23 protein-coding genes, 2 tRNA genes and 1 pseudogene are annotated in these 26,409 nt (G+C 47.9%); 14 read left to right on the top strand and 12 right to left on the bottom strand.

Going from position 1 to position 26,409, the window contains the following annotated elements:
* Nucleotides 1-122 precede the first annotated feature (122 nt).
* From Vsou_RS08695 to Vsou_RS08710, 4 genes are all read right to left on the bottom strand, one after another.
* Nucleotides 123-272, bottom strand: coding sequence for a hypothetical protein (locus Vsou_RS08695; RefSeq protein ID WP_188603962.1), 150 nt, complete (start codon nt 270-272; stop codon nt 123-125).
* The gene (locus tag Vsou_RS08700) at nt 269-571 is read right to left on the bottom strand and encodes a hypothetical protein (protein ID WP_188603961.1); all 303 of its coding nucleotides are present in this window, start codon (nt 569-571) and stop codon (nt 269-271) included. Before Vsou_RS08700 ends, Vsou_RS08695 begins: the two co-directional genes overlap by 4 nt.
* A gap of 145 nt (nt 572-716) precedes the next feature.
* Nucleotides 717-899 (bottom strand): hypothetical protein, encoded by a 183-nt coding sequence (locus tag Vsou_RS08705; RefSeq protein ID WP_188603960.1) that lies wholly within the window; start codon nt 897-899, stop codon nt 717-719.
* Between the two features lie 110 nt (nt 900-1,009).
* Nucleotides 1,010-1,086 (bottom strand) — tRNA-Lys (locus Vsou_RS08710).
* A 113-nt stretch (nt 1,087-1,199) separates the two neighbouring features.
* On the opposite strand from Vsou_RS08710, the gene Vsou_RS08715 reads away from it, so the two are divergent.
* Together Vsou_RS08715 and Vsou_RS08720 are read left to right on the top strand one after the other, a co-directional pair.
* Nucleotides 1,200-2,264: a phospholipase D-like domain-containing protein gene (locus Vsou_RS08715; RefSeq protein WP_188603959.1), complete on the top strand. Its 1,065-nt coding sequence runs from the start codon at nt 1,200-1,202 to the stop codon at nt 2,262-2,264.
* Nucleotides 2,265-2,373: 109 nt separating this feature from the next.
* Nucleotides 2,374-2,472 (top strand) — tRNA-Met (locus tag Vsou_RS08720).
* Nucleotides 2,473-3,001: 529 nt separating this feature from the next.
* On the opposite strand, the gene Vsou_RS08725 is transcribed toward Vsou_RS08720, so the two are convergent.
* Nucleotides 3,002-3,799: a hypothetical protein gene (locus Vsou_RS08725; RefSeq protein WP_188603958.1), complete on the bottom strand. Its 798-nt coding sequence runs from the start codon at nt 3,797-3,799 to the stop codon at nt 3,002-3,004.
* A 366-nt stretch (nt 3,800-4,165) separates the two neighbouring features.
* Between Vsou_RS08725 and Vsou_RS08730 the strand changes: the two genes are divergently transcribed.
* Nucleotides 4,166-4,663, top strand: coding sequence for a hypothetical protein (locus Vsou_RS08730; RefSeq protein ID WP_229709926.1), 498 nt, complete (start codon nt 4,166-4,168; stop codon nt 4,661-4,663).
* A gap of 17 nt (nt 4,664-4,680) precedes the next feature.
* Here the strand turns inward: Vsou_RS08730 and Vsou_RS08735 are convergent, their stop codons facing one another.
* The 4 genes from Vsou_RS08735 to Vsou_RS08750 all read right to left on the bottom strand — a co-directional run bounded on the left by Vsou_RS08735 (nt 4,681) and on the right by Vsou_RS08750 (nt 9,025).
* Nucleotides 4,681-5,895, bottom strand: coding sequence for a pyridoxal phosphate-dependent aminotransferase (locus tag Vsou_RS08735; RefSeq protein WP_188603957.1), 1,215 nt, complete (start codon nt 5,893-5,895; stop codon nt 4,681-4,683).
* A 126-nt stretch (nt 5,896-6,021) separates the two neighbouring features.
* Nucleotides 6,022-6,390, bottom strand: a complete 369-nt coding sequence (locus Vsou_RS08740; RefSeq protein WP_188603956.1) for a cupin domain-containing protein — start codon at nt 6,388-6,390, stop codon at nt 6,022-6,024.
* Nucleotides 6,391-6,620: 230 nt separating this feature from the next.
* Nucleotides 6,621-7,976 carry a serine hydrolase domain-containing protein gene (locus Vsou_RS08745; RefSeq protein ID WP_188603955.1) on the bottom strand — a complete coding sequence of 452 codons (1,356 nt, stop codon included), beginning with the start codon at nt 7,974-7,976 and terminating at the stop codon, nt 6,621-6,623.
* A 17-nt stretch (nt 7,977-7,993) separates the two neighbouring features.
* A complete protein-coding gene (locus Vsou_RS08750; protein ID WP_229709925.1) occupies nt 7,994-9,025 on the bottom strand; it encodes an MBL fold metallo-hydrolase in 1,032 nt (343 codons plus the stop codon).
* Between the two features lie 209 nt (nt 9,026-9,234).
* Between Vsou_RS08750 and Vsou_RS08755 the strand changes: the two genes are divergently transcribed.
* A complete protein-coding gene (locus tag Vsou_RS08755) occupies nt 9,235-10,578 on the top strand; it encodes a purine-cytosine permease family protein (RefSeq protein WP_188603954.1) in 1,344 nt (447 codons plus the stop codon).
* A gap of 42 nt (nt 10,579-10,620) precedes the next feature.
* On the opposite strand, the gene Vsou_RS08760 is transcribed toward Vsou_RS08755, so the two are convergent.
* Complete coding sequence (locus Vsou_RS08760; protein ID WP_188603953.1) at nt 10,621-12,042, bottom strand: APC family permease; 1,422 nt, start codon at nt 12,040-12,042, stop codon at nt 10,621-10,623.
* Nucleotides 12,043-12,205: 163 nt separating this feature from the next.
* On the opposite strand from Vsou_RS08760, the gene Vsou_RS08765 reads away from it, so the two are divergent.
* Both Vsou_RS08765 and Vsou_RS08770 read left to right on the top strand, forming a co-directional pair.
* Nucleotides 12,206-13,531 carry an IS200/IS605 family accessory protein TnpB-related protein gene (locus Vsou_RS08765; protein WP_229709924.1) on the top strand — a complete coding sequence of 442 codons (1,326 nt, stop codon included), beginning with the start codon at nt 12,206-12,208 and terminating at the stop codon, nt 13,529-13,531.
* Between the two features lie 490 nt (nt 13,532-14,021).
* On the top strand, nt 14,022-15,155 hold the full coding sequence (locus Vsou_RS08770; RefSeq protein ID WP_188603952.1) for an MFS transporter: 1,134 nt from the start codon (nt 14,022-14,024) through the stop codon (nt 15,153-15,155).
* Nucleotides 15,156-15,336: 181 nt separating this feature from the next.
* On the opposite strand, the gene Vsou_RS08775 is transcribed toward Vsou_RS08770, so the two are convergent.
* Both Vsou_RS08775 and Vsou_RS08780 read right to left on the bottom strand, forming a co-directional pair.
* Nucleotides 15,337-15,987, bottom strand: a complete 651-nt coding sequence (locus tag Vsou_RS08775; protein ID WP_188603951.1) for a thymidylate kinase — start codon at nt 15,985-15,987, stop codon at nt 15,337-15,339.
* A 242-nt stretch (nt 15,988-16,229) separates the two neighbouring features.
* Entirely contained in the window at nt 16,230-17,156 is a 927-nt protein-coding gene (locus Vsou_RS08780) for a glycosyltransferase (RefSeq protein WP_188603950.1), read from the bottom strand.
* A gap of 340 nt (nt 17,157-17,496) precedes the next feature.
* Here Vsou_RS08780 and Vsou_RS08785 point away from each other — a divergent pair.
* The 8 genes and pseudogenes from Vsou_RS08785 (at nt 17,497) to Vsou_RS08820 (ending at nt 26,271) form a co-directional block, all read left to right on the top strand.
* Nucleotides 17,497-18,510: pseudogene (locus Vsou_RS08785) on the top strand (ATP-binding protein).
* 81 nt (nt 18,511-18,591) lie between these two features.
* Nucleotides 18,592-18,768 (top strand): PaREP1 family protein, encoded by a 177-nt coding sequence (locus tag Vsou_RS08790; RefSeq protein WP_188603949.1) that lies wholly within the window; start codon nt 18,592-18,594, stop codon nt 18,766-18,768.
* Between the two features lie 94 nt (nt 18,769-18,862).
* Complete coding sequence (locus Vsou_RS13295; RefSeq protein ID WP_308419832.1) at nt 18,863-18,985, top strand: hypothetical protein; 123 nt, start codon at nt 18,863-18,865, stop codon at nt 18,983-18,985.
* 478 nt (nt 18,986-19,463) lie between these two features.
* Nucleotides 19,464-20,066, top strand: a complete 603-nt coding sequence (locus Vsou_RS08800; RefSeq protein WP_188603948.1) for a hypothetical protein — start codon at nt 19,464-19,466, stop codon at nt 20,064-20,066.
* Nucleotides 20,066-20,521, top strand: a complete 456-nt coding sequence (locus tag Vsou_RS08805) for a hypothetical protein (RefSeq protein ID WP_188603947.1) — start codon at nt 20,066-20,068, stop codon at nt 20,519-20,521. The genes Vsou_RS08800 and Vsou_RS08805 overlap by 1 nt, the downstream gene beginning before the upstream one ends.
* Nucleotides 20,518-23,073 carry a hypothetical protein gene (locus Vsou_RS08810; RefSeq protein WP_264890699.1) on the top strand — a complete coding sequence of 852 codons (2,556 nt, stop codon included), beginning with the start codon at nt 20,518-20,520 and terminating at the stop codon, nt 23,071-23,073. Before Vsou_RS08805 ends, Vsou_RS08810 begins: the two co-directional genes overlap by 4 nt.
* Nucleotides 23,051-24,070: a hypothetical protein gene (locus tag Vsou_RS08815; protein ID WP_188603945.1), complete on the top strand. Its 1,020-nt coding sequence runs from the start codon at nt 23,051-23,053 to the stop codon at nt 24,068-24,070. The genes Vsou_RS08810 and Vsou_RS08815 overlap by 23 nt, the downstream gene beginning before the upstream one ends.
* Nucleotides 24,067-26,271, top strand: a complete 2,205-nt coding sequence (locus Vsou_RS08820; RefSeq protein ID WP_188603944.1) for a DNA polymerase domain-containing protein — start codon at nt 24,067-24,069, stop codon at nt 26,269-26,271. The genes Vsou_RS08815 and Vsou_RS08820 overlap by 4 nt, the downstream gene beginning before the upstream one ends.
* Nucleotides 26,272-26,409 lie beyond the last annotated feature (138 nt).

The raw sequence follows: 26,409 nt of genomic DNA on the forward strand, positions 1-26,409 counted from the left end.
AGGAGGCAGGGCGCGGGGTCTCGCGCAGAACTTGAACTTCATTTTTAATTCGATAAGTAGTCCTGCATTGCTGAAGCGGGATATTACCATGAAGGTAAGCTATGGGGTTAGTCTTTTGTGGTTTACGGCAGTCCAACCTCATTCATTACATCATTTAATTCCTTGAGTTGTTTCCTGACACTAACTGTTGCATGTATTACGTAGACCAGTGAGTATATGACTAATGATGCCAATACGCAAAGAAGCGCTATGTATGCAATGTACATGATCATGCGAATTTCGCAAATGGCGGTACATACATCGTGATAGCAGGGGTAAATAGCACCACAATTATTAATATAGCTACTACGGCTATCGAAATTAACCTAAGCCTCCTCAGGGCATTGCCAACCATCGTGTGGGCATCAATTATTAAGTCAAGGAAGCGCGGCAGTAGGCTTATGAGTACTCCATAACGGTAAAACACCGTTCCCCTTACCACGCTTAATGGGTATTGAACCTCCACGTTTTCGCGTGCCTGTGATAATAGGTTTAGTACTTGATTCATCTCCGTCCTTATCAACTGTATCAACTGTGGGTTATTGCTTACAATTAAGTAAATAAGTCTTAACTTATACAACCTCAATTATTTCACAAACACAACATACATAATGCATGCCTGAAGTACCAATTCCTTAGCTCCTTGTGTCTCGAGGATTAAAATACGTGTTTTCTGATTAATACCCCCGGAGCAAGTCCTCAGTCACACGCCTCTTACCGCTCCTGATCATACTGATGAGGTTAAGCGTGACGCCCAAGTCACGGGCCTTAACACCCTTCTGCTCCATAACATAATTAATAATCCTAACCCTAACATCATTAGAAATCCCACTAAGTTCATAAAGCTGGCAATCAACCATTGATTTGCCGGTAATTACTTGGCAAGCACGTATTTAAGCCTTCCGAGAATGACTGACACGGAGCACGGGAATGGCTCGGTCACGTGATGATTAGGGGTTGAACAGGGGACTGGCGGGCCCGGTGGGATTCGAACCCACGACCTACGGGTTAAGAGCCCGCCGCTCTACCTGGCTGAGCTACGGGCCCGTGCTCTACTTTTTGCTTTGTGTTTTTAAGGTTTTTCAGTGGGTGTCTTCGTGATTTAAATTACTCTGTGTTATGGTGTAGTTCTTAAATGGCCTTTTTGATTCAGTGTATTGATGAGGATCTTGTTGGTAATGGTGTTACTAATTGCCTTGGTATTGCCCGTGATGACCTATGCCCAGGGTTGGTATTTACCCATTAACTCAAGTCAGGTATCCGTAGTGGTGTCACCAGTAAACTCTACGTATATCCTTAACGTGATTAGTGGAGCGAGGTGTTGCGTATATGTTGAGGCTTATGAATTGACTTATCAACCCCTGGTTAATGATTTGGTGAATTTGTCTCAAAGGGGTATTGAGGTTTATGTGGTCCTGTCGGGTAGTGCCTATGGCGGTATTCCCGAGGCGGAGTACTCAGCTGTTAATGAGTTGGTTAGTTCGGGTGCTCATGTTTCGTTTAATTATGACTATGATTATGTCCATAGTAAGGTCTTCGTTATTGATAATGAAACCGTGATAATAGGTTCAATAAACCCGACTTACTACGGTTTCGAGAACGACCTGGGTATTGACCTTGTGATTAGGAACTCAAGTGTTGCCCAGGTCTTTGCCGAGGTAATACTCACTGATTACCGTAATGGGTCAATTACGTGGATTAACTACCCAGGTGTCGTAGTATCGCCAATAAACTCCATGGAGTACCTAGAGGACCTACTTAACCAGCCAGGGACGCTCTATATGGCCTTTGAGGAACTCTACCCATCCTCAGGAATGTATGACCTAATCGCTATGCATGGCGATAGGATAGTACTCGTGGGGCAGTACAGTGAGAATGAGGAGGCGGTCAATGAGTTGGGCGCCGTGATGGTTAATAACCTAACGGCCAAGGCAATGGTGGTGGGGAATTATGTATACGTGGGTAGTGTAAACCTTGATTATACATCACTACACAGTAATAGGGAGCTCGGTATAATAATTGAGAATCCGCAGGTGGCCCAGGAAGTAATTACCGTAATACAGCAGTGGTACGGCGAGAGCAAGTTACAGAATCAACAGGTAATACACCAAACCAACTATTCATCAGCGCAAGCTCTATTACTATTAATACTACTGGTGCTGATCATATACATGCTGAGATATTCACGAAGGCCAAAAAGACGAAAAGGAATGCCCAGACTTTAACCAATAAGGTAGTAATAAGCTCATCCATAGGCCTAAACCATGGAGGCGCCGGTATAGAAAATGACCGTAGAAAAATACTTTTAAACCAGTGAATGAAACACAATGAGTCGCGGGGGTAGCTCAGCCTGGTTGGAGCGCCCTGGGGCGGAAGCCCCGCGTAAGGCTCATAACCGGGAGGTCCCGGGTTCAAATCCCGGCCCCCGCACCAAGAACTATGTTCAATCAATTCCCCAATCCTACATACTCCCCACAAGTGAGTGCTTCAATCAATTCTAGGCAAATTAGCACGTTTAAGCCCGGCATGCTGGCTTTACTGTTGAGTTTCCGGTTGTTCGTATAAGGGCTTGGCGATGTTGTTGTGGTTGTTCTTTATTCTACGGTTCCCTATGCATTACCGGTTTGTAATGTAACGAATAGGCTGAGGAGGTTCAGTTTGATGGCTAGGATAGCCTAATTGGCTTCCGGTCACTGGGCCTGAATGCCGCGTACTTACTGCTGAGCAGCTCTACGAGGAAACCAGGTACATAATAGAGGCGCTTATTATTTACGCAGTAAATCAACCCGTTATAGTTAATCCGTTTATAAACATGGGCGAAATAATGTCAAAAATAAACGGTGCGGCATCAATATATGAAGTGGCACGTTGGAGCTAAGGGGCGATGAAAAATATGATGAGAAACTTATGGATACATAGTCGTTATTTTAACTGGGTTATTTTTATGATGGCTGTTCGTTTACTACATTGTTTTTGTTATTGTTTGTATTACTTCCTTTGTTTGTTCTATGCCCTTCTGTAGTCCCTGCCATGATTCAGCTGGCACTCTTATCTTTATGTCCCTCCATTTACTTAGTACTTCATCAACGTACTCCTCAGCCCTCCTCAAACAGTCTGGGCATAGGTAGTACTTACCGACTGGTATTACCTCAACGACCTCCCTATTTCTGTGATTATTCGTGTGGCATTCAAGTTCTATCCTCCTGACGCCATCCTCGAGCTCCTTAATGATGTTTAACTCACTTAATTTTGAGTGCATGGTCTCCACAAAGTCGCTGATATACCTTAACTCCGAGTAGTCCTCGGATATAAAGACATTTGCTATGTTGGCAATGCTCCTAATATTATCCTCAATGAACCAATCAACCACGCTTAGGAGGAAGGCAGCATTTAGTAAGCCGTCCAGCCTATTTATTAATTCTTCATTGATCTTAACTCTTGCGGCCACACTGCCGTCAGGATTCAGGAACTCAATATATGGTTCCTTACCGGCCACAACCCTGTATTCACTCCAATCACCACTCCTGCCACTCAGGGAATCCTCAATGCCCGACCACCAAACCCTGTATTCACGGGTACCAACCTTAAATGAAACAATAAAACCATCAGTAAACATGGGCCTCGCCAGAACATCGGTATTGCCAACAACGTAATTCCTCGGGATCTTAACTGTAAGTCTGTTCCTAAGTGAGTCCCTAAGCACCCTTAGTTCTTTAATTGTTCTAATGACGTCCCCAAGACCAACCTCGATATAACTCATACGGTGGTTATTGCGCAGAGGGTGCATTTAAATCTTTTTAGTATGTTTTGGATAAAGACTTTATAGGTCTCTATATAATGTTATATTTATTCCCTTGTAGAAAGTAAAATTGTGCAGTGATAGAGAATAGATGATATTCATCATCAATGGGATAAAGGGAAAAGAAAAAGGTGGTTTCAGGTTTTAACCCACGATAGTGGGCCTACCTGCTTTTGCTATAGGTATATGTTTTTGCTATTATTTAAAAGTTTCTCTGGTGTTTTTCTTGGCTTATTCTTATGCTTAATATGGTTTCATCGTTTGTTATATATCAAATATTCACCGCGGCGCACCATTAAATAGGGGGTCTGCACCGTAACTACTATTATGGGTATGGAGGCATGTATTAAGAACGGACTTAGGTGCTCGAGGTACCTAGGCCTATTTGATTGCCTTGTTGTTCATTTTTGGTTTCATGAGTATGAATTGACCGCCGAGTTTATAGTCAATAACAATGGTTCGCTTGATTCCATAATTATCGAAGGCCCGGTGTTTTATAAACCAGGGGAACCCATGCAAATTAGGGTTGAGGTTTACACCAGGCATTCCGTTATGCGTAGGCATCTTACTCGTGGCCCTGAAAATGAGGATTATCTCCTTATTCATGCCGTATGTGGGGACTTCAATGAGGAGTTAACTGTGCATTATGGTAATGGGGACTTCGTCACGAATCCATGTAAGTACGCACGTGAAGTGGGGAGCATAATTTCACAACCCAGTGATGACATGACATTAAGGCTTGTTGTGGGGATCATGGAAAGACTGGGGATCACTATTTCCATAGATGAATTAATTAATTCAGAGAATTGCGGGAAAAAGTATTGAATTGCAATGGGTGTGTTTTATTTCTCTACGGCTTTTCTCAATCTGTCAATTCCCTCCTTAATCAATTCCTCATCTAATGCAAAGCTTAATCTCACGTAGTCTCTACCCATGTTAGTCTCTGAGAATGCTGTTCCCGGTAGTACGACGACGCCGTAATTCTCCAAAAGCCAATCGGCAAATTGATCAACATTCATGCCCAACCCATCAAGGATCTTCCTAACCCTTGGGTACATATAGAAGGCGCCAGTGCTCCTCCAGACATCAATACCTGGTATTTTCCTCAACTCCTCATACATCACGTCCCTCCTTCTCCTGAATAACTCAATCATCGCCCTAGAGCTCCTCCAAGATGCCTCACTCCTCAGAGCCTCAACACCAGCCCTCTGGGCGATACTCGGTGGGCAACTATACGTGTTAGCTGCCAACTTCCTTATTGGGTCAATAACCTCCCTACTCGCCACCAGGTAACCAAGTCTCCAGCCAGTCATTGAAAACGTCTTACTAAAGCCGTTAGTATACAATACGTAGTTCCTCCATTCAGGCTCAAGTTCTAGGATACCCCTGAAGGTACTTGATTCATACACGAAGTTGTCATATATCTCATCAACAACAACCAGTAATTTATAGTCCTTGGCTATCTCGAGGAGTTTCGTCACCTCCTCAGGCCTGAAAACGGCGCCCGTTGGGTTATGCGGATTGTTTATCACAATGGCCTTGGTCCTTGGGGTTATTGAATTCTCTATGGCCTCCAGGTCCAGCCTAAACCCGTCCTCTGGATCAAACTTCATGGCTACATAAATGGGCTTACCGCCAAAGAGCTTCGTGAGCTCCGGGTAGGCTGGGTATGTGGGGTCTGGTATTATTACCTCGTCACCTGGCCTTACGTAGGCTGCTATGGCTAGGAAAATGGCCGTCTTTGTACCCGTGGTCACGATGACCTCATCAGGCCTAACACCCGCGTGGTACCTATAGTTAAGGTAGTCGGCAATGGCCTCCCTAAGCTCTTTAATTCCCTCAGTCTCTGTATACCCAGTGAATTTCTCATCAAGGGCCCTCTTGGCCGCATTTATTATGTTGTCAAAGGTTGGTAGGTCGGGTTGGCCGATACCGAACGAAATGATCTTAATGCCCTTCCTCTCAGTTATCTCACGCGCCTTGGCGAGGTACGTGAAGGCCTTTTCACCCTGCAGTTCCTTAACGGTGCCCTTGAGGTAGTCATTTATTGGATTCATTAATTACGTAATATAATTCCTCTTAATAACTATTTTTCAGCAAGTAATCTACGTCGCACTAATTATCACTATATAACTTGTGGATTTTAAAAATCAAGAACAAGAACAAAGTTCAAAACCATTCAATCACTCCAAGGGCCTCAATGTCATGTCATCTTCATAGGAAATCACGCATATAAACTCCGCCTCATCATTACCAATATTCTCAATTGCGTGGGGTTCGTATGGCCCCGTAAAGAAGAAATCACCGGAACTAAATTCATAAACTCCCCCATTGGTCCTAACCCTGAGTCTGCCTCTTAATATGACGACTGCCTCCGTATACTTATGATTATGGAGCGGCATGGTCCCTCCAGGCTTAACGACAAACCTCCTAACTGCGTATTTGGATCCATGGTCCTTAGTTATTAACCATTGAACATAGAAGCCCTTCGTTCCTCTAAGTAATTTTGAAACGTCCTCAAGGGGCACATTATTGATATTACCCGTAATCACGGGGTAGATTTGCGGTAGATTAAATAAGTAGTACTGTTACATTGGTACTCGTCGAGTATATGCATAATACCTACTGTATTCTTGAATATCATTTATATTCATATGACCATTGGATTTTTCGTTCATACTTTTACGGTTAATCTCATTTATATTAAATCTTGTTCTAATCATACGTGTGCCATATAATGATGTTCTTTAAAAACCCTTCTATGGAAGAAAAACCCAACGGTTCATTCTCGCTTTATAAATCTAAACCTTTCATAAATGAGAACCGTTTTACCACCATCCATGAAGAACTCGGCGGGTATCCTGGCGCCATTCATTAATGTATAGAACCTGGCATAATCCCTCCTCATCTCCTCAGGTACGAATATTGTCGTCTCCTCCGTGTACTTCGTCACGCTCCTCATTATTAGGTAGTTTCCCTGTCTCCGTACTGAAACCCTAACGGTACCGCCATAGGCCTCATAAATGCCCTCAAGTTCCCTAGTAATACTCTCCATCATAAAAGGCCTTAACTCACTTGGTTCATGACCGAGTAATTTACCTAGTACGTAAATCCCCATCATTGATAGGGAGTAGCCCTGGGCGTTAGCCATTATGATGACCCCGACACCATCACTTGGTATGTATGCAATATCCGCAGTATAAACACCAACATTACCACTATGCTCAACCAACTTCCTTCCATAGAAGCCCTGGCTCACTATTAACCCATAGCCGTACTTCTCATCACCGATTATTTTCCAAGGCACATCGATGTAACCCCCCTCAGCCTCCTCAATTGACTCCCTACTCAGTACCTTAACACCATTGAGTTCACCCCTATTAATGAGCATTAATACATACCTACTCATATCAATGACGCTGCTCAATATTCCACCGTCAGACGTTATACCAAAGGGGAACCCACTGGGTATGTGCCTACCCTCCCTATCAATTATGTACCCAGTCGCAACCTCGGGGTCCCTGAGAACCTCCTCGGCAGTAAAGTAAGTCCTACCCATACCAAGTGGCCTTAGTATTCTTTCCCTAACGAAGTCCTCATACAACATGCCACTAACCTTCTTAATAATTAAGCCTAATATTACGTACCCCTCATTAAGGTAAAAGTACCTCTCGCCGGGCTTAGCCACAGCCCAATCGGCGGCGCTCCTCATGAAAGTCAGTACATCTTCGGGTGTGGCCAGTGGTAACCATTTGCTCTCGAGCCCAAGGACACTGTTTATGTAGGCTTCGGCATAGCCAAGTGCCGGCAAACCACTGCTGTGTGTTAGTAGGTGGTGTATGGTTACGACGCCCGTCGGGTTTAATTTAATTGGTACGTACTTGTCGACTGGGTCCTGAAGGTCCAGTTTTCCTTCCTCGACAAGTTTAAGTATTGCTAATGCCGTGAAGGACTTCGTTATTGAGCCAATTCCGTAGATAGTACGCGGGGTTGCTGGTAATCCCCTTTCAATGTTCCTGAAGCCGAAGCCCCTGGCATAACTTAATTCATTTCCACTGATAATACCTATGCTAAGCCCGGGTATTCCCGTCTCCCTCATCCTACTCAGTACGTATTCTTCGATTTCTCCGTAATCCATTAATTAAAGGTGCTTATTCAAGGACTTATTAAATCACTGGGTATTAGTGCCTGTGGGTTGCATATTACGTCTTTTACAATCTCGTACTTATTGTCATTACCCGCCTTAATTATCCCCAGGTAATCTAGGTACTTAACGAGGGCCGCTGTCTCGGTTAGTGCCATGTACCTGTTCATAGGGTCAAGGCCCAGGTAATCCCTATTATCCATCCACCTAAGTGCCCTAGCCACCTCAAAGATCGTGAGCGCCCCATTCCTTAATATGTTCAATACCTCGCATAGTCTCGAAAATCTATGATCCATGAGTTCATTTATTCTCCCGTTTACATTGCATATATCGCCCTCATGACCTGGGTACAGGCAATTCGGTCTCATGCTGCGTATCTTAGCCAACGACTTAAAGTAATCAAGGAGTGGGTTTCCTGGATTTATTGGTGTTAAGCCGACGTGTGTCGTTATTGTCGGTAGTACCAGGTCACCTGTAAATGCTACATTGTGTTCATTAAGTATTATTGAAATGTGGCCAGGTGAATGCCCAGGCGTTAGTATTACGTGAATGTTATCAATCCTTTCCTCGTCTCCATTAATGATCACATCAGGATTCACTGTACTGAACCTCCTTCTTCTGGATATCCCATTAATGACAGACCTGAGTAATTCCATATCCGTGTCTGGGACTCCGTAATAAACCAGCAACTCCTCATAATCTCTCATGAAAAAGTCCCTATTGTTCATCTTCATGACTTGCTCATAATCCCTCCTGTGCATGGCAACGCTTAGCCCAAGGTTATTATGCAATTCGTTGGCTAGGCCTATATGGTCCACGTGCATATGGGTTATGAACAACATACCCAACCTGCAATTAGGTATCTCCCTCAACCTATTGACCAGGGGCTCCAGCAAATCATTGCTTGGGTACCCGGCATCTATCATTATGCACTCATTATCTACCCTAATCACGTATGAGAATACATAACCAGGATCCATGGGCATTGGTATCCTCAATTGATACACCAACCCATTAAGCTTCTCATTAATCCCTATAATCATACAAAGGAGGTATTACGGCAAAGGATTTTAAGTTATTGGGTTACATGTTCATGGGCAATAGCAATCTAACCAAGCCCAGTGGTAATATGAAGCGATGAAACAGGGAAAAACCTACACTTTTTGCCCACCGGTCCAGTTTGTGTGCGCCGTACTACCGTAATTTTTTGCCATATAGCATTTACTTCACCCAATTTGCTCTTCTTTGTCTAATGGCATCAATAATGGAGAAACTCGGTATAGAGCACATACCGGACTCCATGAGGCATGGCAGCACGGCTTACCAATTCACACTGTGGTTCGCGGGTAACCTAACCGTGGCTGACTACGCCCTTGGCCCAATACTATATGCGCTAGGCCTGCCAATACCCTGGTTAATACTGGCCCTGGTCCTTGGTAATATAATCGGCGGTTTACTGGTCGGTTTACTGGCGGCCATGGGACCCGCCTATGGTTATCCACAGATAATGATCTCTAGGGCAGCCTACGGTAGGGTCGGCAACCTACCCTTCGCAGTGGCCAATTGGGTCAGTACACTTGGCTGGTTCTCGGTTAATGCGATAATCGGCGGTTACATAATCAATTACGTGGATCCACGAATACCACTATATGCCGCGATCCTCATAACCGTAGCCACCCAATTCATAATAGCGCTATTTGGTTACGACATAATACACAGATCCGAGTACGTGTTATCCATAATACTAGGCGTAATGTTCGCGGTCTCCCTAGCCCTCGCATTAACCAAGCCGCACCTACTAACAACCTACGCCAGGACTGCGTCCTTCAACCCATTTAACTTCGCAATAGCCTTGGCCACGGTGTTCAGCTACATAATGTCCTGGGGCCCGTACGCCAGCGACTACTCGCGCTACCTGCCCGAGAACACCAGTAGGTCGAAGATAATAGTCTACGCGGCCCTGGGCGGCGTATTGGCAAGCCTATGGAGTGAGGTCGTAGGCTTCGCGGTCAGCGTGGCGACAGGGAATACCAGCGGTTTACCAACCGTGCTTGTCCAGTTCATGGGCAATTACGGGGTTGCCTACGCCATAATAGCCGTGATAGCCCTATTCCTAGGCGCACTGGCGGCTAACGTACTCAACATATACACCAACTCCCTATCAGCCCTGGCAATATACAACAGGGCGAAGAGGTGGCAGGCCCTAGCGGCCGGCGTGCTCGTTGGTGCCGTGATGGCCATGCTCGGTGGATTAAACTTCGTGGGTTACTACGAGGGTTTCCTACTATTCCTAGACTACTGGATAACGCCTTGGATTGGTATACTACTGGTGATGTTCTATGTAAATAAAGCCAGGGACTGGAGGTTGGTGGAGAATGGACCAAGGGTTGTATGGAGGGCATTGCTGGCTTACGTAATTGGTCTATTGCTCTCCGTACCATTCATGAACCTGAACGCAGCAACAAGTGGTTTAATACCATATGTAGGCCCGATTGCCAATACCCTTGGTGGCGCTGACATTAGTTACTTCGTGTCATTTATTGCCGCGTCAATAATATACCTAGTTCTCATGGGTGGGAATAAAGGTCATCAATGAGGCACGCATGCTTTAATTATTAAAAATAAAGTACTAAATTAGCTAGCAGTATGGGCACGCCGTCACCTTAATCTTCCTTATCCTGGGGTTTATGGCGTATGAAACAGCCACCGTGAGGACTATGGATGCTACTAATATGGCTAGATACCAAGTACTGGTTATTGAGTAGTAGAAGGTTATCGCGAGTATCGCTATTCCAATGCCTATGGCTACCCTGCCACCCCAAGTGGTTAGTCTCAGGGCCCCCGCAGCCACGAGTATCAGGCTTAGTACGTAGTATAGGGAGTCTATGGCGTAGGCGTCCTCCATGGCATTGTAGGTTAGTTCCAGGGGCTTGACGTAGCCACTGACGTACGCCGCCATATAGGCAAGCACTATTGTTAATATTGCCACGGCTGTACCCATGTAAAGAGCCTTATGTGGGCTCTTATACCTTGGGTGCGTTTCGGCTAGCCACGTGGGTAGTAACCCGTCCCTCGCCATTCCATAGAGCATTCTAGCCGTAGCATTTAGTGTGGCTAGGTAGCACCCGAACACGCTAATCATGACACTTACTGCGAACAGCACAAGGCCCGGGGTGCCCAGGTAATGCCCTATTAGGGTGTAGACAGGGTTCGGGCCCATGCCCTCAGCCATACTCACAAAGTTACCAATGGCGCTTTGCGTGTAGCCTATGTTGAGTAGTATTGCGTATGTGACCAGTATGTATAGTATCCCCATGAATACCGTAGCCCAAAGCGTACTCGTCGGCACGCTCTTCCTTGGGTCCCTAACCTCCTCGGATATCTGCGTACTAACCTCAAAACCCATGAAGTAGGTTATTGCGAATATCAGGCCGCCGGATAAGGCAGCCATTACGCCAGTGGGCGTTGTCGCGAAGGTCCCCTGCACCGTGAATGGGATTAGGGATAACCTATTGGCGTTTGCTGCGAACGAGAGTATTACGAATACCAATAGCACGGCTATCTCAATGCTTGTTAGCGTCATCTCGGTCCTAACACTGGGCCTTATTCCGAGAATGGCAGGTACTAGGGCAAGGACTATGGGTATTGGCAGTAGGATCAGGGGGTTTATCACGTGGCCCGTTACTGCGTATATGCCCTCCGTACCGAGGTATGCGAAGGCTATGGCAACCGAACCCACGCCAACAATGCTATAGAATACGGTGTATACTATACCATTTACAAAACCTGTTCTTGCATTTATTGTATTAGTCACGTAGGCATAGAAGCTGGCTGCATGTGGGTACCTACGGGCAAGCACGAATATTGAATAAACAACCGCCAGTACACCAAGCAGTGTGAGCAGCATGGCCAATGGCGCCGCTGCGTATGCACTACCCATTATCAGGGCCGCACCACCAGCTATGCTGTAGGCCGGAGCTTGCCCAGCCAGTGAGTTATACAGAGAACCAAGGAACCCAGCGGCATTCCTCCTCAACTCCCTACTCTCCTGCCTTGCCATCGCTAAGTATGGAAGTACGACCCTCTTTTATACTTAGTTAAACGTTTAATAACAACCACACACCAATCAAAAAACCAAATAGGATTGAGGCTAGGCTGTTTCGGAATAAATGGCACATTTAAATACTTTTAAACTCTTCTGATTACTTGACGAGTGGGGAAACGTGGAGAAGCTGTATAAACTTAGTGGGTTCGCTAAGTTGAAGAAGTTGTCAAAGACCCTTAAGAGAACAGTAGTGTTAGAGGGATGGACTAACAGGACTGGTAGACAAGCTCTCGGAGAAATTACTGAAGCATATAGAAGTATGCTACAGGAAATGCTTGACTACGCCGTGGAGAATGGGGCCTCACAATCAACACTGCACAGAGTCTTCTACCACAGGTTTCGTGAACAATACCCATGGCTACCCACTAGGGTCATCAAGAGTTGCTATAGGGATGCTGTTAGGAGGGCTAGGTCGTTCAGGAGGTTGAGGAGGAAGGGGTTGGCTAAAACAGATAAGCCGAGTGTTAGGAGTGTGACGATTACGTACTCTGACTCGCAGGACTGGAGATTAGTGAATGGGACTATTGAGTTGAGGACGCATAGGGGTTGGGTTAAGATTCACCTGAGGTACCATAGGCAGTTAATTAGGTGCCTCTACGGTGGCTGGAGACTCTCCAGTGAATTAAAACTAAGGTTAGCCGGTAAGAGGGTTATCATTTACCTAACCTTCACTAGGGATTTCACTGTTTCCTACGATCCTGGAAATGTTGTTGCTGTGGATATCAATGAGGATAACGTGACAGTCGCCCTATTCAAGGAGGGTAGGCTAGTTGACGTGTATAGGATCGAGACTAACCTTGGGAGGATCGTGATAGCCTACGCCGAGAGGAGAAGAAGGATAACCAGGGGAAAGTCCACTAAGGTTAGGGAGGTTGTGAAGGCCCTCAGGAAACTCAGGGAAGAGGAGAGGAAGAACGACATAGTCTATAAGACCGCCAGGATAATTGAGGAGATTGCGAAGGAGAATAACGCGGTCGTAGTTGTGGGCAACGTCCGCAGGGGCAAGAGGAAGCTTGTTGATAGAGCCGAAAAGAGCACTATAAGACACAGAATCCACCAGTGGGGTGTGGCTACCTTAGTGAGGGTGCTTAGTGAGAAGCCAATACACGTTGTTGAGGTTTCTGAGGCATACACATCAACTATAGACCCATTTACAGGTAAACCCATCCTTAATTACACTCCCTCGATGATCCGCATTGCGGTGAGGGGGAGTAGGAAGGTGAGGGTTATCAAGGTGAGGCTTAGGCTGGCTAGGGTTGGCAATGGGTTAATCCTCGATAGGGACGTGGTTGGAGCAATAAACATTGGGCTAAGGTACCTAACCTCAGGTGGGAGCCCAATGGCGTTGGGCTCGACAGGGCCCCATGAGGTGCGGGTGAAGCTAATGAACCCGCACAGAGGGCCAACCCCACTCACGGTACTAAAACTAACGAAAAGTAACTAAAAACACCGTGAGTAGGGAAACGCTTAAGGATTACGCAATTATTGATTAGCATCAATAATCCGGCTAAGGAGACTGATGCCAAGGCCATTATTACTATTGACGAGACTCAGGAATCGAGGAGAGCCAATTGGCTTAGGATTTATGGGTTAATGGCGTACGCCTACGGTAACCCTAGGCATAAACCTCGTGATCACCGGCCCGCAGTTCAGCCCTCCGCATGATTTGCCCGGGCTTCATGAACCAGGGACACCACTCTTCGACAGGCCAATGTTTGCCCTGTTTAAGAGTCGGCTTGGGGGTTTGTTGAGGGCGGGTTATGTAAGCGAACACACTGAGTATTGCGTCTCCCCTTGTGGAAATGAGTATTATTGAGGGGAGTAATGATGAGCAATGCGATGAACTACTCAGTAAACGCCGCTGTAGCACGAACACTTTAATAGTGGTGGGAATAACAACTTAAAGAGGGCTGGACTTAGCCTGGTACTGAAGCATGAGAATCAGGGACATTTACCTAATAGGGATTGCCTCCGCCTCTTTTTTCATGAGCTACTTCTCAAGGCTTGCCTGGAGCATAGTCTCGACATACTCAACATTAAGGCCAACAATCATTGAGGATAGTGTGGTCTTCTCACTATTCTTCGTTGGTTATGTTGCTGTTCAGGTACCTGCCGGCCTAATCTCCGATAGAGTTAACCCGAAGTACATCGTCATGGTGTCACTGATCGGCTTGGCAGTGTCATCAGCGGTATCCGGCATTGCCGATGCCATGTGGATTGAGTATGTGGCCAGCCTATTCATGGGCCTGAGCGCCGGGTGGATCTACCCAGCCACAGTGAAGTTACTGACGATAAACTTCGGAGGGCCCGAGTTACCCATAGCCATGGGTTACTACAGCATTGCCTGGCCGTTATCCATAGTGCTTGCCGGTGCCGTCTTGCCGGAGGTTTGCGTGGCCCTTGGTTGGAGGTGGAGTTATTACCTTATCGCCCTTGCCTCGGTGATCATAGCCCTACTGTACATGCCCATTGGTGCTGAGTATCATGGTAATAATGCGCATGGCTCATTAAACCTCAGGTTGTTGAGGAACAGGGACGTTATTGTGGTTAGCCTTTCTGGTTTTCTGTTCTTTATGTCGTACTGGGCAATAACACTATACGCCTACAAGTACTTCCTATCAATAGGGCTTAGTGATTATGTCGCTGGCCTCGCATACTCGCTGCTCGCATTGCTGGGTGTTCCCTCAACACTCATTGCGGGTTACATAATAAGGAGGCTGGGTGTTAAGGGTACATTATGGATATTTGAGGCGATCTACGGTGTATTGACCATGATGCTCGCCGTGGTGACCAGGGAAATACCACTAATGATTTTAGCCTCCTTAATGGGGTTCATTAGGTTTGTGATCACGCCGGCCAATTCAACGGCTGTGTCCAGGATAGGCAGGGAAATGGCTGGTAGCGTGACCGGCCTCGCAAACCTCTTTTGGCAGTTGAGCGGTACCGTTGCACCTGCTGCGGCATCATTAATACTGACTAGGATGAATTATCAAGCCCTATGGATCATCATGGGCATCATAATAATGCTATCAGCAGTAATGTACCAACTAATGCTAAAGGTAAGGTAACCATTTCCTAATATAGGCGGACGCCCAGCAGGCTCGTCGGTATTATTGCCCAACCCTCATGAACACTATTATCAATATACCGATTACAATCCTCATCAATGACCAGGGTAAGTTATTGGAAACCACCAATTACTTAAAAGCCAAAGCAAGCTTTGGGAGAATCAAGAACGAAAAAGAAGGATTAGGAGGACTTTAGGACATGTGGTGTTGTTTTGGCCGTATTTAATTCATTTATTAACTTGATTAGGGACTGAACTGGAGCACTACTACCCGTATCCACTTGACCCAGGTTTAGAGCCCTGGCCAATACGTTATATATTACCCACTGCCTTGGTAGTGACCTTGCGGTTGGTTCACTGCCCTTGCGCCTAATCAGTGTCCCTAGGTCTGCGATTATGAACACATTCCTGCAATGCCTAAGCGCCAAGGCCAGTGTCGCCCTTCCCCACAGCGTCCTGAGGAAACCTGGCTCAGTGGTTACACAGACCCAAACCAGGAAGTCCAGGAGCCCCCTCTCACCAATCACAGTCTCATAAATGCCGGGCATTATGAAATTGAAGAACCAATTGGGTAATACTGATATGAATTCCAGGAACCACCAAAGAGGCCTTAGGCTTCTCGGTATTGAAATACCGTAATAAGGATTATCAAAACCCCTCATACTCGGGAATAATGCCAGGAACCTGGCCAGCAGCGATGCCGCCATGTGCGAGCCCCTGACCCAGGAAATCCTAACATAACCACCCCTCGCCAGGTATTGAGCAAGCAATCGAGCCAGCGTACTCTTACCAGACCCATCGGGTCCGAATAGGCATATCCTATCATGACGCATTGGCATCATTTTAGGTTCTACGAAGCTATATAATTATTTCCGCAATACTGACGACCAACGTTATTGAGTACGGGTAATTATGGACGTATAAATAACGCCAAGCGGTATCCCCTCCTCAATGACCTCCTAACACCCCAATGGGCATACTGACGGTATTACTAAGCCACGCATCTACGTAAACTAACATTAACCCAACCCCAATGGATAAGCCCTACTGCGTGGTTTGTGGATGGTGATGAGCGTTAATCCCTGCGTAGCGACTCAATGGCCTTCCTCAGCCTAAACTCCATCCTCTTCATATATATCGCCATGGCCGCCATACCAAGGAATTGTAGACCTATGAGGGTGAGCATTATGGCTATCAAGCCCTTCAGGTAATACTTAATGCCGTAAAACAAGTACCAATAACCAACATAGGCACCGAGAATGAGCCCCGGTATAAGCAGTACTGCGCCCAGTAGGAATAGGATCAGCATTGGGTTGTACCTCGTGGTTAGCCTCACCATATCACTGAATATCCTCAGCCCATCCTTCACACCAAGCTTCTTCTCACCAACCCTAGGCCTATACTCAATGGGTATCTCCCTGATAACCCTGCCCGTACTAACCATGTGAGCCGCTATATGAGCCTCAATACTGAAGCCACCGACCTCAGCAACCGCATCCCTAAGGGACCCAACCCTGACTATGTACATGCCGCTCAATACATCGTGAAGCCTCGTGTCAAACAATAAATTGAAACCCCAGGTAAGCAACCTATTACCAAACCTATAAATAAGACCCTGACTACCGGGTAACGGCATCCTGACACCGATCACCTCATCAGCCCCACTCCTAGTTATCTCCTCAACCATTTCCAAAACATACTTAGCAGGATATGAGTAGTCACCATCCATGACAAGCATGTACGGCGTATTAACGTACTTAAGCGCCGTCCAAATGGCCGCAGCCTTACCCCTACCCTCCTGCTGAACAACCCTAACACCATACCCCAGGGCCACATCCACAGTACCATCCCTACTACCACCATCAACAACGAGGACACCATCCCTGGGAACACCGACCCCAATGAGCTCATCAAGAACAAGCCCAATACCCCTAACCTCATCCCGCGTGGGTATTACCACAGTGACCAGATCCAACAACCCATCATTAGTAGCCTCAACCATACCACAGTATTAACCCATAACTAAGAAACAATCACAATTAAGCATTACTGTTACAAATAAAACCCAGCACAACCCACTTAGTTAATCCCAAGCCTAAACGCCCATTAACCACATTAAGGTATTGAAAAGACACACCCTAATCCACCACGTACTGGTAAATGACAGCAACGCAAACACCACCAAAACAAGACTAAGAACACCGGGGGACTAAAACGTGAAACTAAGTATTTAGAAGCAACAATAAGCCTAATTACCCAACCCGAAAAAGGCCCCTAAGCCCATCACTTACTGCACCTGATAATACCAAAGGCTAAAAAGAAGGGAGGGCGGGAGCTACATCGTGAGGAGGGTTAGGCCAAGCTTCGCCGACTTAACGATTGAATTCACGGATAGGGACCTCGCCCTCAAACTCATTGAGGAATGGGCCGAGAAAAGCACCTTCCCAGTCCAAGTCATCTATGGGCCGGAGGGCTGCGGTAAGACCGCCTGGCTCCTATAATCCATCGAATTGCTTAAAGACCACGGTTTTGAGGTTATTTACGTTAACCCAATCAATAGGCTTACTTTTGCTGAGGTAAGCATTGATAGGCTTAGGGAGGAGTTCTTCAGGTTGATTAAGGAGGCTATTGCACAGAGTGCGTTGGCTAGAGTCGCATGGATAGCGTACAATGTAGCCTACGAACTAATCAAGGCGACTAGGGGCAAGATAGCCGTGATCGTCGATGATGCCTTCCAGGTGATTGGCGTTAAGGAGTCCGCATTATACGTGAAGGCACTGCTCAACCTAATCGAGTATCCCCCGGAGCATTATGAGAGGATAGTAACGATAGCCGCAACCAGTGAGGGTGTGAGTCTGAGGGAGATTGGTAGGCATAGGTGGACCTGGTCAACACCCATGTGGAACATGGCGAGGGAAGGCTTTAGGCAGTTGTATGATCAAATACCCGGCGAGAAGCCACCATTCGAGGAGGTTTGGCGAATAACCGGAGGAAATCCGGCAATGCTGGAGGGCCTCTATAGGATGGGTTGGAGCGCGGAGAGGGTGCTGAGGGAAATCATCGCCAGGAAAAACCTCCACACATTCACGTCGTCGCTGGGCCCAGGCGATAGGGAGGTGTTGGTTAGGGCTTTGGAGGATCCGGACGCACTCATGAGCAGGGAGGGGATACCACTGATGAATAGGCTAATCGAGCTAAACCTCATAATCAACGTACCACCGTGGAGAGATGAATACCTGTGGGTAGACCAACCACCGCCGGAGAAGGATGAGGAACTGGGCATTGGTAAGTACGTAGCCTGGCAATCACCACTGCATAGGGAGGCGGTTAGGAGAGCGTTGGGAATGCCTGGGTAATGGTTAATCGTTGTCAACGACCACACCGCAATACACACTCAATATAAGTATTTAGGGAGGAAGTACGGTAGTAAATCGTGGATGCCGAAGTCCCTTGAGAGGTTCCCGCCCAAGCTGACTACCGAGGATTACATAGGTGCCAGGCTTTTAGAGACCTTAATCGAGGCTGAGCCGGCCCTGAAGCTCCTTAGCGAGGGCTTGGTTAGGAATGCCACGGGTAGGGCGTTCCAGGCTTGGAGTGCGTTTTTGGCCGCCTAGGTGGACTGCCACATTACTCTTTAGTGCTGTTGACTCAATAAGCGATAGGCTCGGTAGGGAGGAGGTTAGGCTTTGGTGAAGGGCGGCCTGGTTCCTGCACGTGGAGGGATTTCACGAAGCCAGACTGAAGCCAAGCCAGGTGGCGAGGGATTTAAAGCACGTGGAAGCCCTCGTAAGGCTGGCCCAGGAACACGCACAAAGCAAACACAACAAATAACCCACAAAAACCATGAATAGTCCCAGACCTCAGGCTTGTTACCTTAACAGGCCGAGCCATTAATGGGCTTAACTCGCCTGTCCACGCCGTAGCCTCTCTAGTCGGTGGCTTGGGACGGTGGGGTCGGGAATGCACTAAATGTGCCTAAGAGGGGCTTTTAGTAATTAACCGCCTCAGGGAAAAGCTGGCGTCACCGCTAAGTCAATGCAGGGTAATACGTGGGATAGAGGATCGCCCTAAACTGGGAATTACCATCACGTTTGCACGCTTATACCTAGAATACTTAGCCATATTAACTACACTAGTTATGCAGCCAGATGCATCAATAAATGTAAAGATTTATCGTCAGGGCATCTAAATAATTTGTAAAAGTATTTCTTGTTATTCATCTTAGGTGACTCATCGTGCTCGGTGCTCTAAGTACGTACGTCAGCTACGAAATCCACCTAATTAAGCCCCACAGGCAGGACCCCGTGACATGACCAACGTATTCGACATAGTGTGTATTTCGGAATCGATCAAATCATTAATTAATGAGGCAGCGGCTTTTCGAGGGTTAGTGGATTATGAGTATAGCGCCGGGCTGAGCAATAAAGCTAGGCATGATCAGTTGTTGGCCTTGTCAAATTTGTATATTGATATTGTACAAATTTATGTACGGAATAAGGAACCGCTTAAGCTTGGGCTCATCAGGAATGGTAGCCACTACATTGCTAAGCCGTTAAGGGGTGACGATGTAGTGTACTCGTTCTTAGAAATATTACGTAATAGGCGCGTCATGGTGGTAATCGTTGACTTGAGTAATGAGCTTCTCGATATGTTCATAGCCAGGGTCACGGCGTACCGATGGTGGCCCGCAATCTACATACCAAAGCGGTTAAGCAGACTCGCAGAGAATTACTGGGTCCTCAATGAGCCGTTGATGGTCTTCCTGGGCACGCCAAATAAGAGGTGCATGGATGAGGTGATTACGTATGAGAAGGCCATTGAGCTTGAGTGGAGAATGGTCATGTACAACGTGACTGGCCGCAACGAATTCCCAAGATTCGACATCACGCATGTGATACCTGGTGACCCGTGATGCAGCCCCATGTCCGCGGGTTCGATGATGAGCTGTGCATAGTCTTTGGGGACTGTGGGAGGAGTGGGTGGAGCCTCTACAATGAGTTATTGAATGAGTATGAGAGCCGAGCACCCATTATACTGGGGGTTGATAGTTATGCCACGATAACCCACGTCTGGCTGCTGGTTAGGTCGGTCAGTGGTTTCGGATTGAGCCTTGTCTTTGTCTCTGACTATGACGTGAGGCGAAGCCCTGAGAAGTACATACACAGGGCATTACATGACTTCGCCCTGGCCCACTGCTCCCTGGCAATCCTGGGGCAGCCGCATTGCGGGGTGTTTCTGGACTTCTTTGATAGTGACGATATGAGGAGGCTGTACGAGGATGTTGGTGATTACGTGTTCAAGTACCTGATGCGTCACATTAGGGAAGCACTCGTGCAGTACCTCGGCTCGGGGATTGGGAGGGGGTGAGCATGTCATCGCTGGCCACTGGCAATGAGGGGAGGAATATTGAGGAGGCCGCTGGTAGTGCCGAGGAGGCCTTCAATGCCCTGTGGCCTAACACCCTGAGTGAGGAGGAGCAGAGGTTCATTGTGGCGCTCGTGGATGAGTACATGAGTAGGCGCGGTGTTAATGATGCCGTGAGGGGTTACGTAATAGGCGAGTTCATTAACGCCTACGTGCTCCTGAGGACTCTCGACGCTAAGCGGGCGCCCGGCGTCAAGTTCTCGGTTTTCGTTGAGGTTGCCAGGGCGATGAATGCGCTGTGGAGCTTCGTTGATAGGCAGGGGCATGAGTCCTACGCCGTAGTGAGGGGTGAGGATGACGTGCTGTACCTGGTCGAGTTTAGGGAGAGGACGTTCACTATCGAGGGTATCGTCAACCCAGTTACAGAGGACTGCGCAGTCAGTGGTGTCTCGAAGAGGGGGAAGAGGTATTACACGAGGCTTCGCTGCCTCGTTGTTGACGCGGTCTATAGGCTGAATAACCTGGTCGACGTAATGCGCGTTAATGATACGGTGCTCCACGCCAACTTCTACGTTGCCAGGGTTAGGAATGGGGTTAATACCGAGGTCTACGTATTCGACCACTCAAGCACTGCATTCACCGAGGGCCTGCTAAGCATTGGCGTTGCCGCTAGGCGCGACGTCATTGATAAGCTACGCACGGCGCTGGCGGCGAGGAGCAGCGCGGTGTTTCACTTCACGACGGGCTTCATATACGACCCTGCGAGGAACGCGATATACTGGGAGCCGGGCTACGCGGGTATTGAGGTTAGGCAGGCGGGTAGGGACGAGGTCGTCACCGAGCTTATGAGGTTCAGGGGGGTACTCGACACCGTAAAGGGCGGCTTCCGTGACCCGGCAACGCCGATGCAGGTAATCGGCCTTTACTACGCGTACTCGTTTTACCAGGCGTATAGGTACTTGCTCGGGAATGCCGACACCCCGGTACCGCTCATCTTTGGGTACCCGAACCTGAATAAGACGACGGTACTAAATGCGTTGAGGAGGACGCTAAACATTGGGGATGCACCAATCACCCTCTCCACGGAGGGCGCCGCCATCACTCTATCGCCCCAGCGTCTTATCGCAGCCATGACCGAGACCACGCTACCGCTGATCCTCGATGACGTAACGATTAACGACAGGGTGGTCGAATTAATACTGCAGCTGGGCGCGGCGGGTGGTGACTCGGTTTCTCTACCGCGCGCTAGGCAGTACGGGCCTGGCCTTAGGGAGAGGCTCCCCATCGTGAGGATGGGCTTCTTCATATTGAATGCGGACTCCGTGAATGATGTTTATGGGGGCGTGATTGACGTGCTCAGGGAGAGGGGCAGGGGGAGGGTAGGTAAGGCGGTCCTCATGGCGATTCTGGAGAGGAGGTTGCTCCCACTTGACTTTAATAGGGCGGGGTCCACAAGCATTGAGCTGAGGAGGTCCCTCCAGAGCGTGGAGTTGCCCAACATGTTGCTGGTCCTAAACCACGTGGTCGCTAACTACCCGGGCGTGTTGATTAGGTTGATGAGGCAGGAGGTGGATGAGGTTAAGGACAAGTACCTCAACTTCCTGTGGTTCACCTACCTATTCTGGAGGTTCATTCATGGGGAGTTCGGTGTGGACCTTAGCGACCTTGTCGACGCAATGAGGAGGTTGGCTGAGGAGCGTGAGGAGGCCGGTAGGTATAGGGTGATTGTTATGGGGGAGGAGATTGAGGAGGGCATAAGGAGGGAGGATGCGGAGAGGGTTAGGGCCACATTCGAGACCTGGATCGAAGACTTAAACATACAGGCTGAGACGGCTAGCGAGAGGCTCACGGCGCTGGTCAGGAATGCCGATAGGGCGAGGGTTGTATTCGCCCAGCCAAGGTGGAGTAATGAGTCCATTGAGAATGCGAGTCGCATTGTGAATTTGATTTGTGAGAATGAGGATGCGATGAGCGCGGACGGCACGATTGACCCCAATAATTGTAATAGGAGGAGCACAATATTCGATGATGAATTCATTAAGGTCGTGAATGAACTGCTCAGGCAGAATAAGACCGTCGTTTACTTGCTCGACCATGCATTCGCAAGTAGGAGCAACAGGAACGGCATTGGTGTACCAAGGACACTAATGGGTAGGCAAAGAACGCGGGTGGGTAATGACCACGGCTTCAGACTCACACTTGATGAGTTACTTTCAATCCTATTTAACATTGACGTAGAACATGAACAAGGTTCGGAAAACCCCGGGGATAAATTGAATACCGCAAACACCTACACACCTACCAGTACAGGGGCTATAGAGGGGAGTAGTTCTTCCGGGGGTGAAGAGGGGGTAAGACTTTCAATTCCCAATGAGCAGACGAATAAGGTAGAGACTACCAATATAGGCGCGGGGCAGGTAGGTGAAGTAGGTACAGCGGTATCTAGTTCTACCCCGGGGTCTTCTGAAAAGGTTTCAGATAAAATAGGGGTTGAAGGTAGTGGCGAGAAACTGAGAGTGAAGGTGAGGTGGGGTGATATCAAGGGCAGGCTCTAGGGGAGTGAATATTGACGTGGCCAGGGAGTTCCTGGACTCACTGACCTGGGGCTTTAGGCGCTATAACTACTGGGCCGGCAATACGTGGTTGACTGGTAAATTGCCAGTGAGTAAGGATGATGCGCTCAAGCTAATCGGGAGTGGCGACATAATCGGTGTTTGGCAGTGCTACTCCTTCAATGTTGATGAGGACTGCGTGTTTAGGGACGCCGTGGTGTTCGAGGTAGACATTTACGAGTGCGAGGACGTGGACGACAAGCTTGAGTGTGTCGTTGAGTGGGCCAGGTCAAGGGCCAGCGAGCTTAGGCCAATACTCAATTTAATGCCGGTTATTTGGTGGAATGGGAATAAGTCCCTCTATTTCATTAACTACCTCCTTGAGCCTGTTGTTGCCGAGGCACGGTTAAGGAAGGCTTGGGAGAGGACCCTGGACAGGCTTGGCTTCGATATGGCGGTCACGGAGGCTAAGCACGCCTTTAGGGTCCCAGGAACACCGCACCCAAAGACGGGTAGCACAGGCAAATTCTTGAGCCTAGACTTCAGCGTAATAAACAAATTAATAATTAGTAGGATACCTGCCAGGGTATTGTTCGAGGACGTTAAGCCCGTCAGCACTGCTGTAAAGCCCAGGGTAACAATAAACATGCTTAGCGCGAGTCGAGTGAGGAGGAATGAGAATCACGAGAAACCCAGGGAGTTACCTGCATGGGTTAGGCAGCTGATTGATTACCTAAGGGAGAATGGCGAATTGTGCCACTTCGGTAGGCTGGCCATTGCGGAGTGGATGCTCTTCAGGGGCTATAGTGAGGATGAGATCGTTGAGGTCTTCAAGCATGCCCATGACTTCAACGAAAACAGGACGAGGTACCACATTAGGTATGCCTACGAGCATTGGATATCGCAGGGTAGGAAACCCATTGCCTGCGAGACTGTGAGGGAGGAATGCGGCAACCACGACATGCCGAAGGACCTCACCTGCCCGGGTGATTCACCATGAGGTTCTTCGTGACTAATAACATCTTCGTTAAGGAGAATGGGGATGTTGAGAGGTTCTACCCGTACCTCTACGTGATTGGTAAGTCAAGGCCACCGAGGATTAGGGAAGTGGTCTCAATAGAGGAGACCAACTACTCAGCATTCACCTGGGACGGCCTTGGCTATAGGGAGGGTAATGAGAGGGTCTACCTGGTCAGGGTTTCATCACCGTCATACGTACCGGGTGTTAGGGATAAGTACTTGAGGCGGGGCTTTCTGGTTAGCCAGTCATACATTAAGTTTAGTCTTAGGTATTCCATAGATCACGAGCTTAGGAATAAGGCGGTGATCGAGAATATACTGAACAGTATAGACTCAGTGATTAGGGACTCACTGAGTAGGAGGCTTAGGGTCTTAACCCTCGATGTTGAGGTTAGGAGTGGCAAGGCTATCTACGGCTATACGATTGATGGTGAGGACATAACAATCACTGATGACGTCCATGACCTAGTCACTGAGGAGTTCGACGTAATGGTAACCTACAACGGCTGGAACTTCGACGTCAAGTACCTACCACTCTTCAAAGGCAGTAAGTACGCAATTAATACCGAGCACGGGGTTAAACCAATCATGGACCTGTATGTCTTCGTAGAAAGTGGCTTCAAGTCTAGCCTAGGCATTCAGGAAGAGGCGAGCAAGTTATATGATGTAGCGATTCAATTGGGCATACCCAAGGCACTGGGCATCGAGGAGACCAAGCTATTGAAGTATAAGTCATTGCAGGCAAGGATTGGGGAGTTAACAAGCGATGAGTTAATGACGTACCTTTCACTCGACGTCAAGATCACACACGAAATAGCAATGAGGTGGCTACCAGTGCTTCAAGCCCTCGGTGCAATCACTGGCAGTAACCCAATGGTGATTAACCAAGTAGCAGAATCAGCAAGCCCTGGGCACCTGGCTGAGGCTCTCATTCACAAATACTTACAATTCAACGGAATTATACTCCAGGATAGGAGACGTGAAATGAATTACGAGGCTGGCGATAAGACGCGTGCAAGGTCTTATGGACTCTTTAAGAACGTTGGTGAGTACGACTTCAGTGCCATGTACCCGAGCCTCTACACGCAGGATAATGTTGACCCAATCAACATTAGGGAGTGCGAGGACGGGTTCACAGTGAGGACTACGAAGGGTACAAAGAGGGTTTGCTTCGAGCCTGGTGGCCTCGTTCACAAAGTCCTATCCAGCCTGTACAGGGCTAGGAAGGTGACTAAGGCTTTGAAGGCTACCTACGGCGATGCCCCTGACCAAGCTGTTAAGATTTTGGTTAATTCGGCATACGGTGTGTTTGGTAAGAGTGGTATTGGCATGGTCAATGAGTGGGTAGCTGCTTACATAGCCCAAAAGACCCAGGCAATATTTGACGATTTATGGCAGAGGTACCACCCTGTCTATGGTGACACAGACTCGATGTATATCCAACTCGATGGTAGGGACGCAGACAAACTGCTCATGGAGATCAATGACTACCTGCACAGGGCCTATGGACCACTCATGGAGATGAAGCTCGAGGGTGTTTGGGACGTCGTGTACATACCCAGGAGCAGGGCTGGTGGCCCTGCTGAGAAGACCTACATCAAGATGGGGGGTGATGAACTCGTCATTAAGGGTGGTGCGTTGAAGCCACGTGACCTGCCCAGGGGCTTGAGGTACGGGGCATACAGGGACTGGGTCAGGGCATTACTACTCGGTGACGCAAGGCTTGACGACCTAATCAGCAGGTTCGTGAGTAATGCAGAGCTTGAGGACCTCTTCATAGAGTACAGCATCAGCTTTAGGGACCTGCTCTACACCCGCGAGGGCTCGCCAATAAGAACAATTGATAAAAGTAGGTTTCCAGCAATTGCGTACCTGGCAGTGGCAAGCGGTAAGGAAGTCCTCATTGACCTGAGGGCTAGGACGCTAAACAATCAACCCATTAATTTGGATGCATTCATAGACGTGCTTTACCTACCAATTGAGACGCAGGGTGAAACAAAGGCATTCGCCTTCCTAATCAACAACGAGCCAGTCATCACCAGGGTGAGCATTCAATTCGACCAAAAGCAGGGCAAGGCACTGGCTAAAGTCGCGAACCTGGTAAGGGCGAGCAGGCAGGACATCGAGAAACTAAGCATAAAGGCAATAAGGGAGTCTGGACTATTTAGTCACATTAGTTAATACTCTACGTATCAAGGCTGGGGAATAACCATGACCACTCAGCGTAGTTAAAACACGCCGTAACCTAGGAGTGCCGAAGAAACGCCACCTTTTCGCTTATGCGCACTTTTATGTTACTCTCCCCTGCAATTAAGGTAA

Source organism: Vulcanisaeta souniana JCM 11219 (assembly GCF_026000775.1).
GTDB lineage: Archaea > Thermoproteota > Thermoprotei > Thermoproteales > Thermocladiaceae > Vulcanisaeta > Vulcanisaeta souniana.

What these genes read in the sequence shown, in the direction of transcription:
- Vsou_RS08750 (WP_229709925.1), bottom strand. Translation starts at nt 9,025, where the DNA reads ATGATTATAGGGATTAATGAGAAGCTTAATGGGTTGGTGTATCAATTG.
- Vsou_RS08725 (WP_188603958.1), bottom strand. Translation starts at nt 3,799, where the DNA reads ATGAGTTATATCGAGGTTGGTCTTGGGGACGTCATTAGAACAATTAAA.
- Vsou_RS08730 (WP_229709926.1), top strand. Translation starts at nt 4,166, where the DNA reads ATGGGTATGGAGGCATGTATTAAGAACGGACTTAGGTGCTCGAGGTAC.
- Vsou_RS08755 (WP_188603954.1), top strand. Translation starts at nt 9,235, where the DNA reads ATGGCATCAATAATGGAGAAACTCGGTATAGAGCACATACCGGACTCC.
- Vsou_RS08760 (WP_188603953.1), bottom strand. Translation starts at nt 12,042, where the DNA reads ATGGCAAGGCAGGAGAGTAGGGAGTTGAGGAGGAATGCCGCTGGGTTC.
- Vsou_RS08695 (WP_188603962.1), bottom strand. Translation starts at nt 272, where the DNA reads ATGATCATGTACATTGCATACATAGCGCTTCTTTGCGTATTGGCATCA.
- Vsou_RS08800 (WP_188603948.1), top strand. Translation starts at nt 19,464, where the DNA reads ATGACCAACGTATTCGACATAGTGTGTATTTCGGAATCGATCAAATCA.
- Vsou_RS08790 (WP_188603949.1), top strand. Translation starts at nt 18,592, where the DNA reads ATGCCGAAGTCCCTTGAGAGGTTCCCGCCCAAGCTGACTACCGAGGAT.
- Vsou_RS08780 (WP_188603950.1), bottom strand. Translation starts at nt 17,156, where the DNA reads ATGGTTGAGGCTACTAATGATGGGTTGTTGGATCTGGTCACTGTGGTA.
- Vsou_RS08735 (WP_188603957.1), bottom strand. Translation starts at nt 5,895, where the DNA reads ATGAATCCAATAAATGACTACCTCAAGGGCACCGTTAAGGAACTGCAG.
- Vsou_RS08770 (WP_188603952.1), top strand. Translation starts at nt 14,022, where the DNA reads ATGAGAATCAGGGACATTTACCTAATAGGGATTGCCTCCGCCTCTTTT.
- Vsou_RS08805 (WP_188603947.1), top strand. Translation starts at nt 20,066, where the DNA reads ATGCAGCCCCATGTCCGCGGGTTCGATGATGAGCTGTGCATAGTCTTT.
- Vsou_RS08820 (WP_188603944.1), top strand. Translation starts at nt 24,067, where the DNA reads ATGAGGTTCTTCGTGACTAATAACATCTTCGTTAAGGAGAATGGGGAT.
- Vsou_RS08705 (WP_188603960.1), bottom strand. Translation starts at nt 899, where the DNA reads ATGGTTGATTGCCAGCTTTATGAACTTAGTGGGATTTCTAATGATGTT.
- Vsou_RS08745 (WP_188603955.1), bottom strand. Translation starts at nt 7,976, where the DNA reads ATGGATTACGGAGAAATCGAAGAATACGTACTGAGTAGGATGAGGGAG.
- Vsou_RS08715 (WP_188603959.1), top strand. Translation starts at nt 1,200, where the DNA reads ATGAGGATCTTGTTGGTAATGGTGTTACTAATTGCCTTGGTATTGCCC.
- Vsou_RS08775 (WP_188603951.1), bottom strand. Translation starts at nt 15,987, where the DNA reads ATGCGTCATGATAGGATATGCCTATTCGGACCCGATGGGTCTGGTAAG.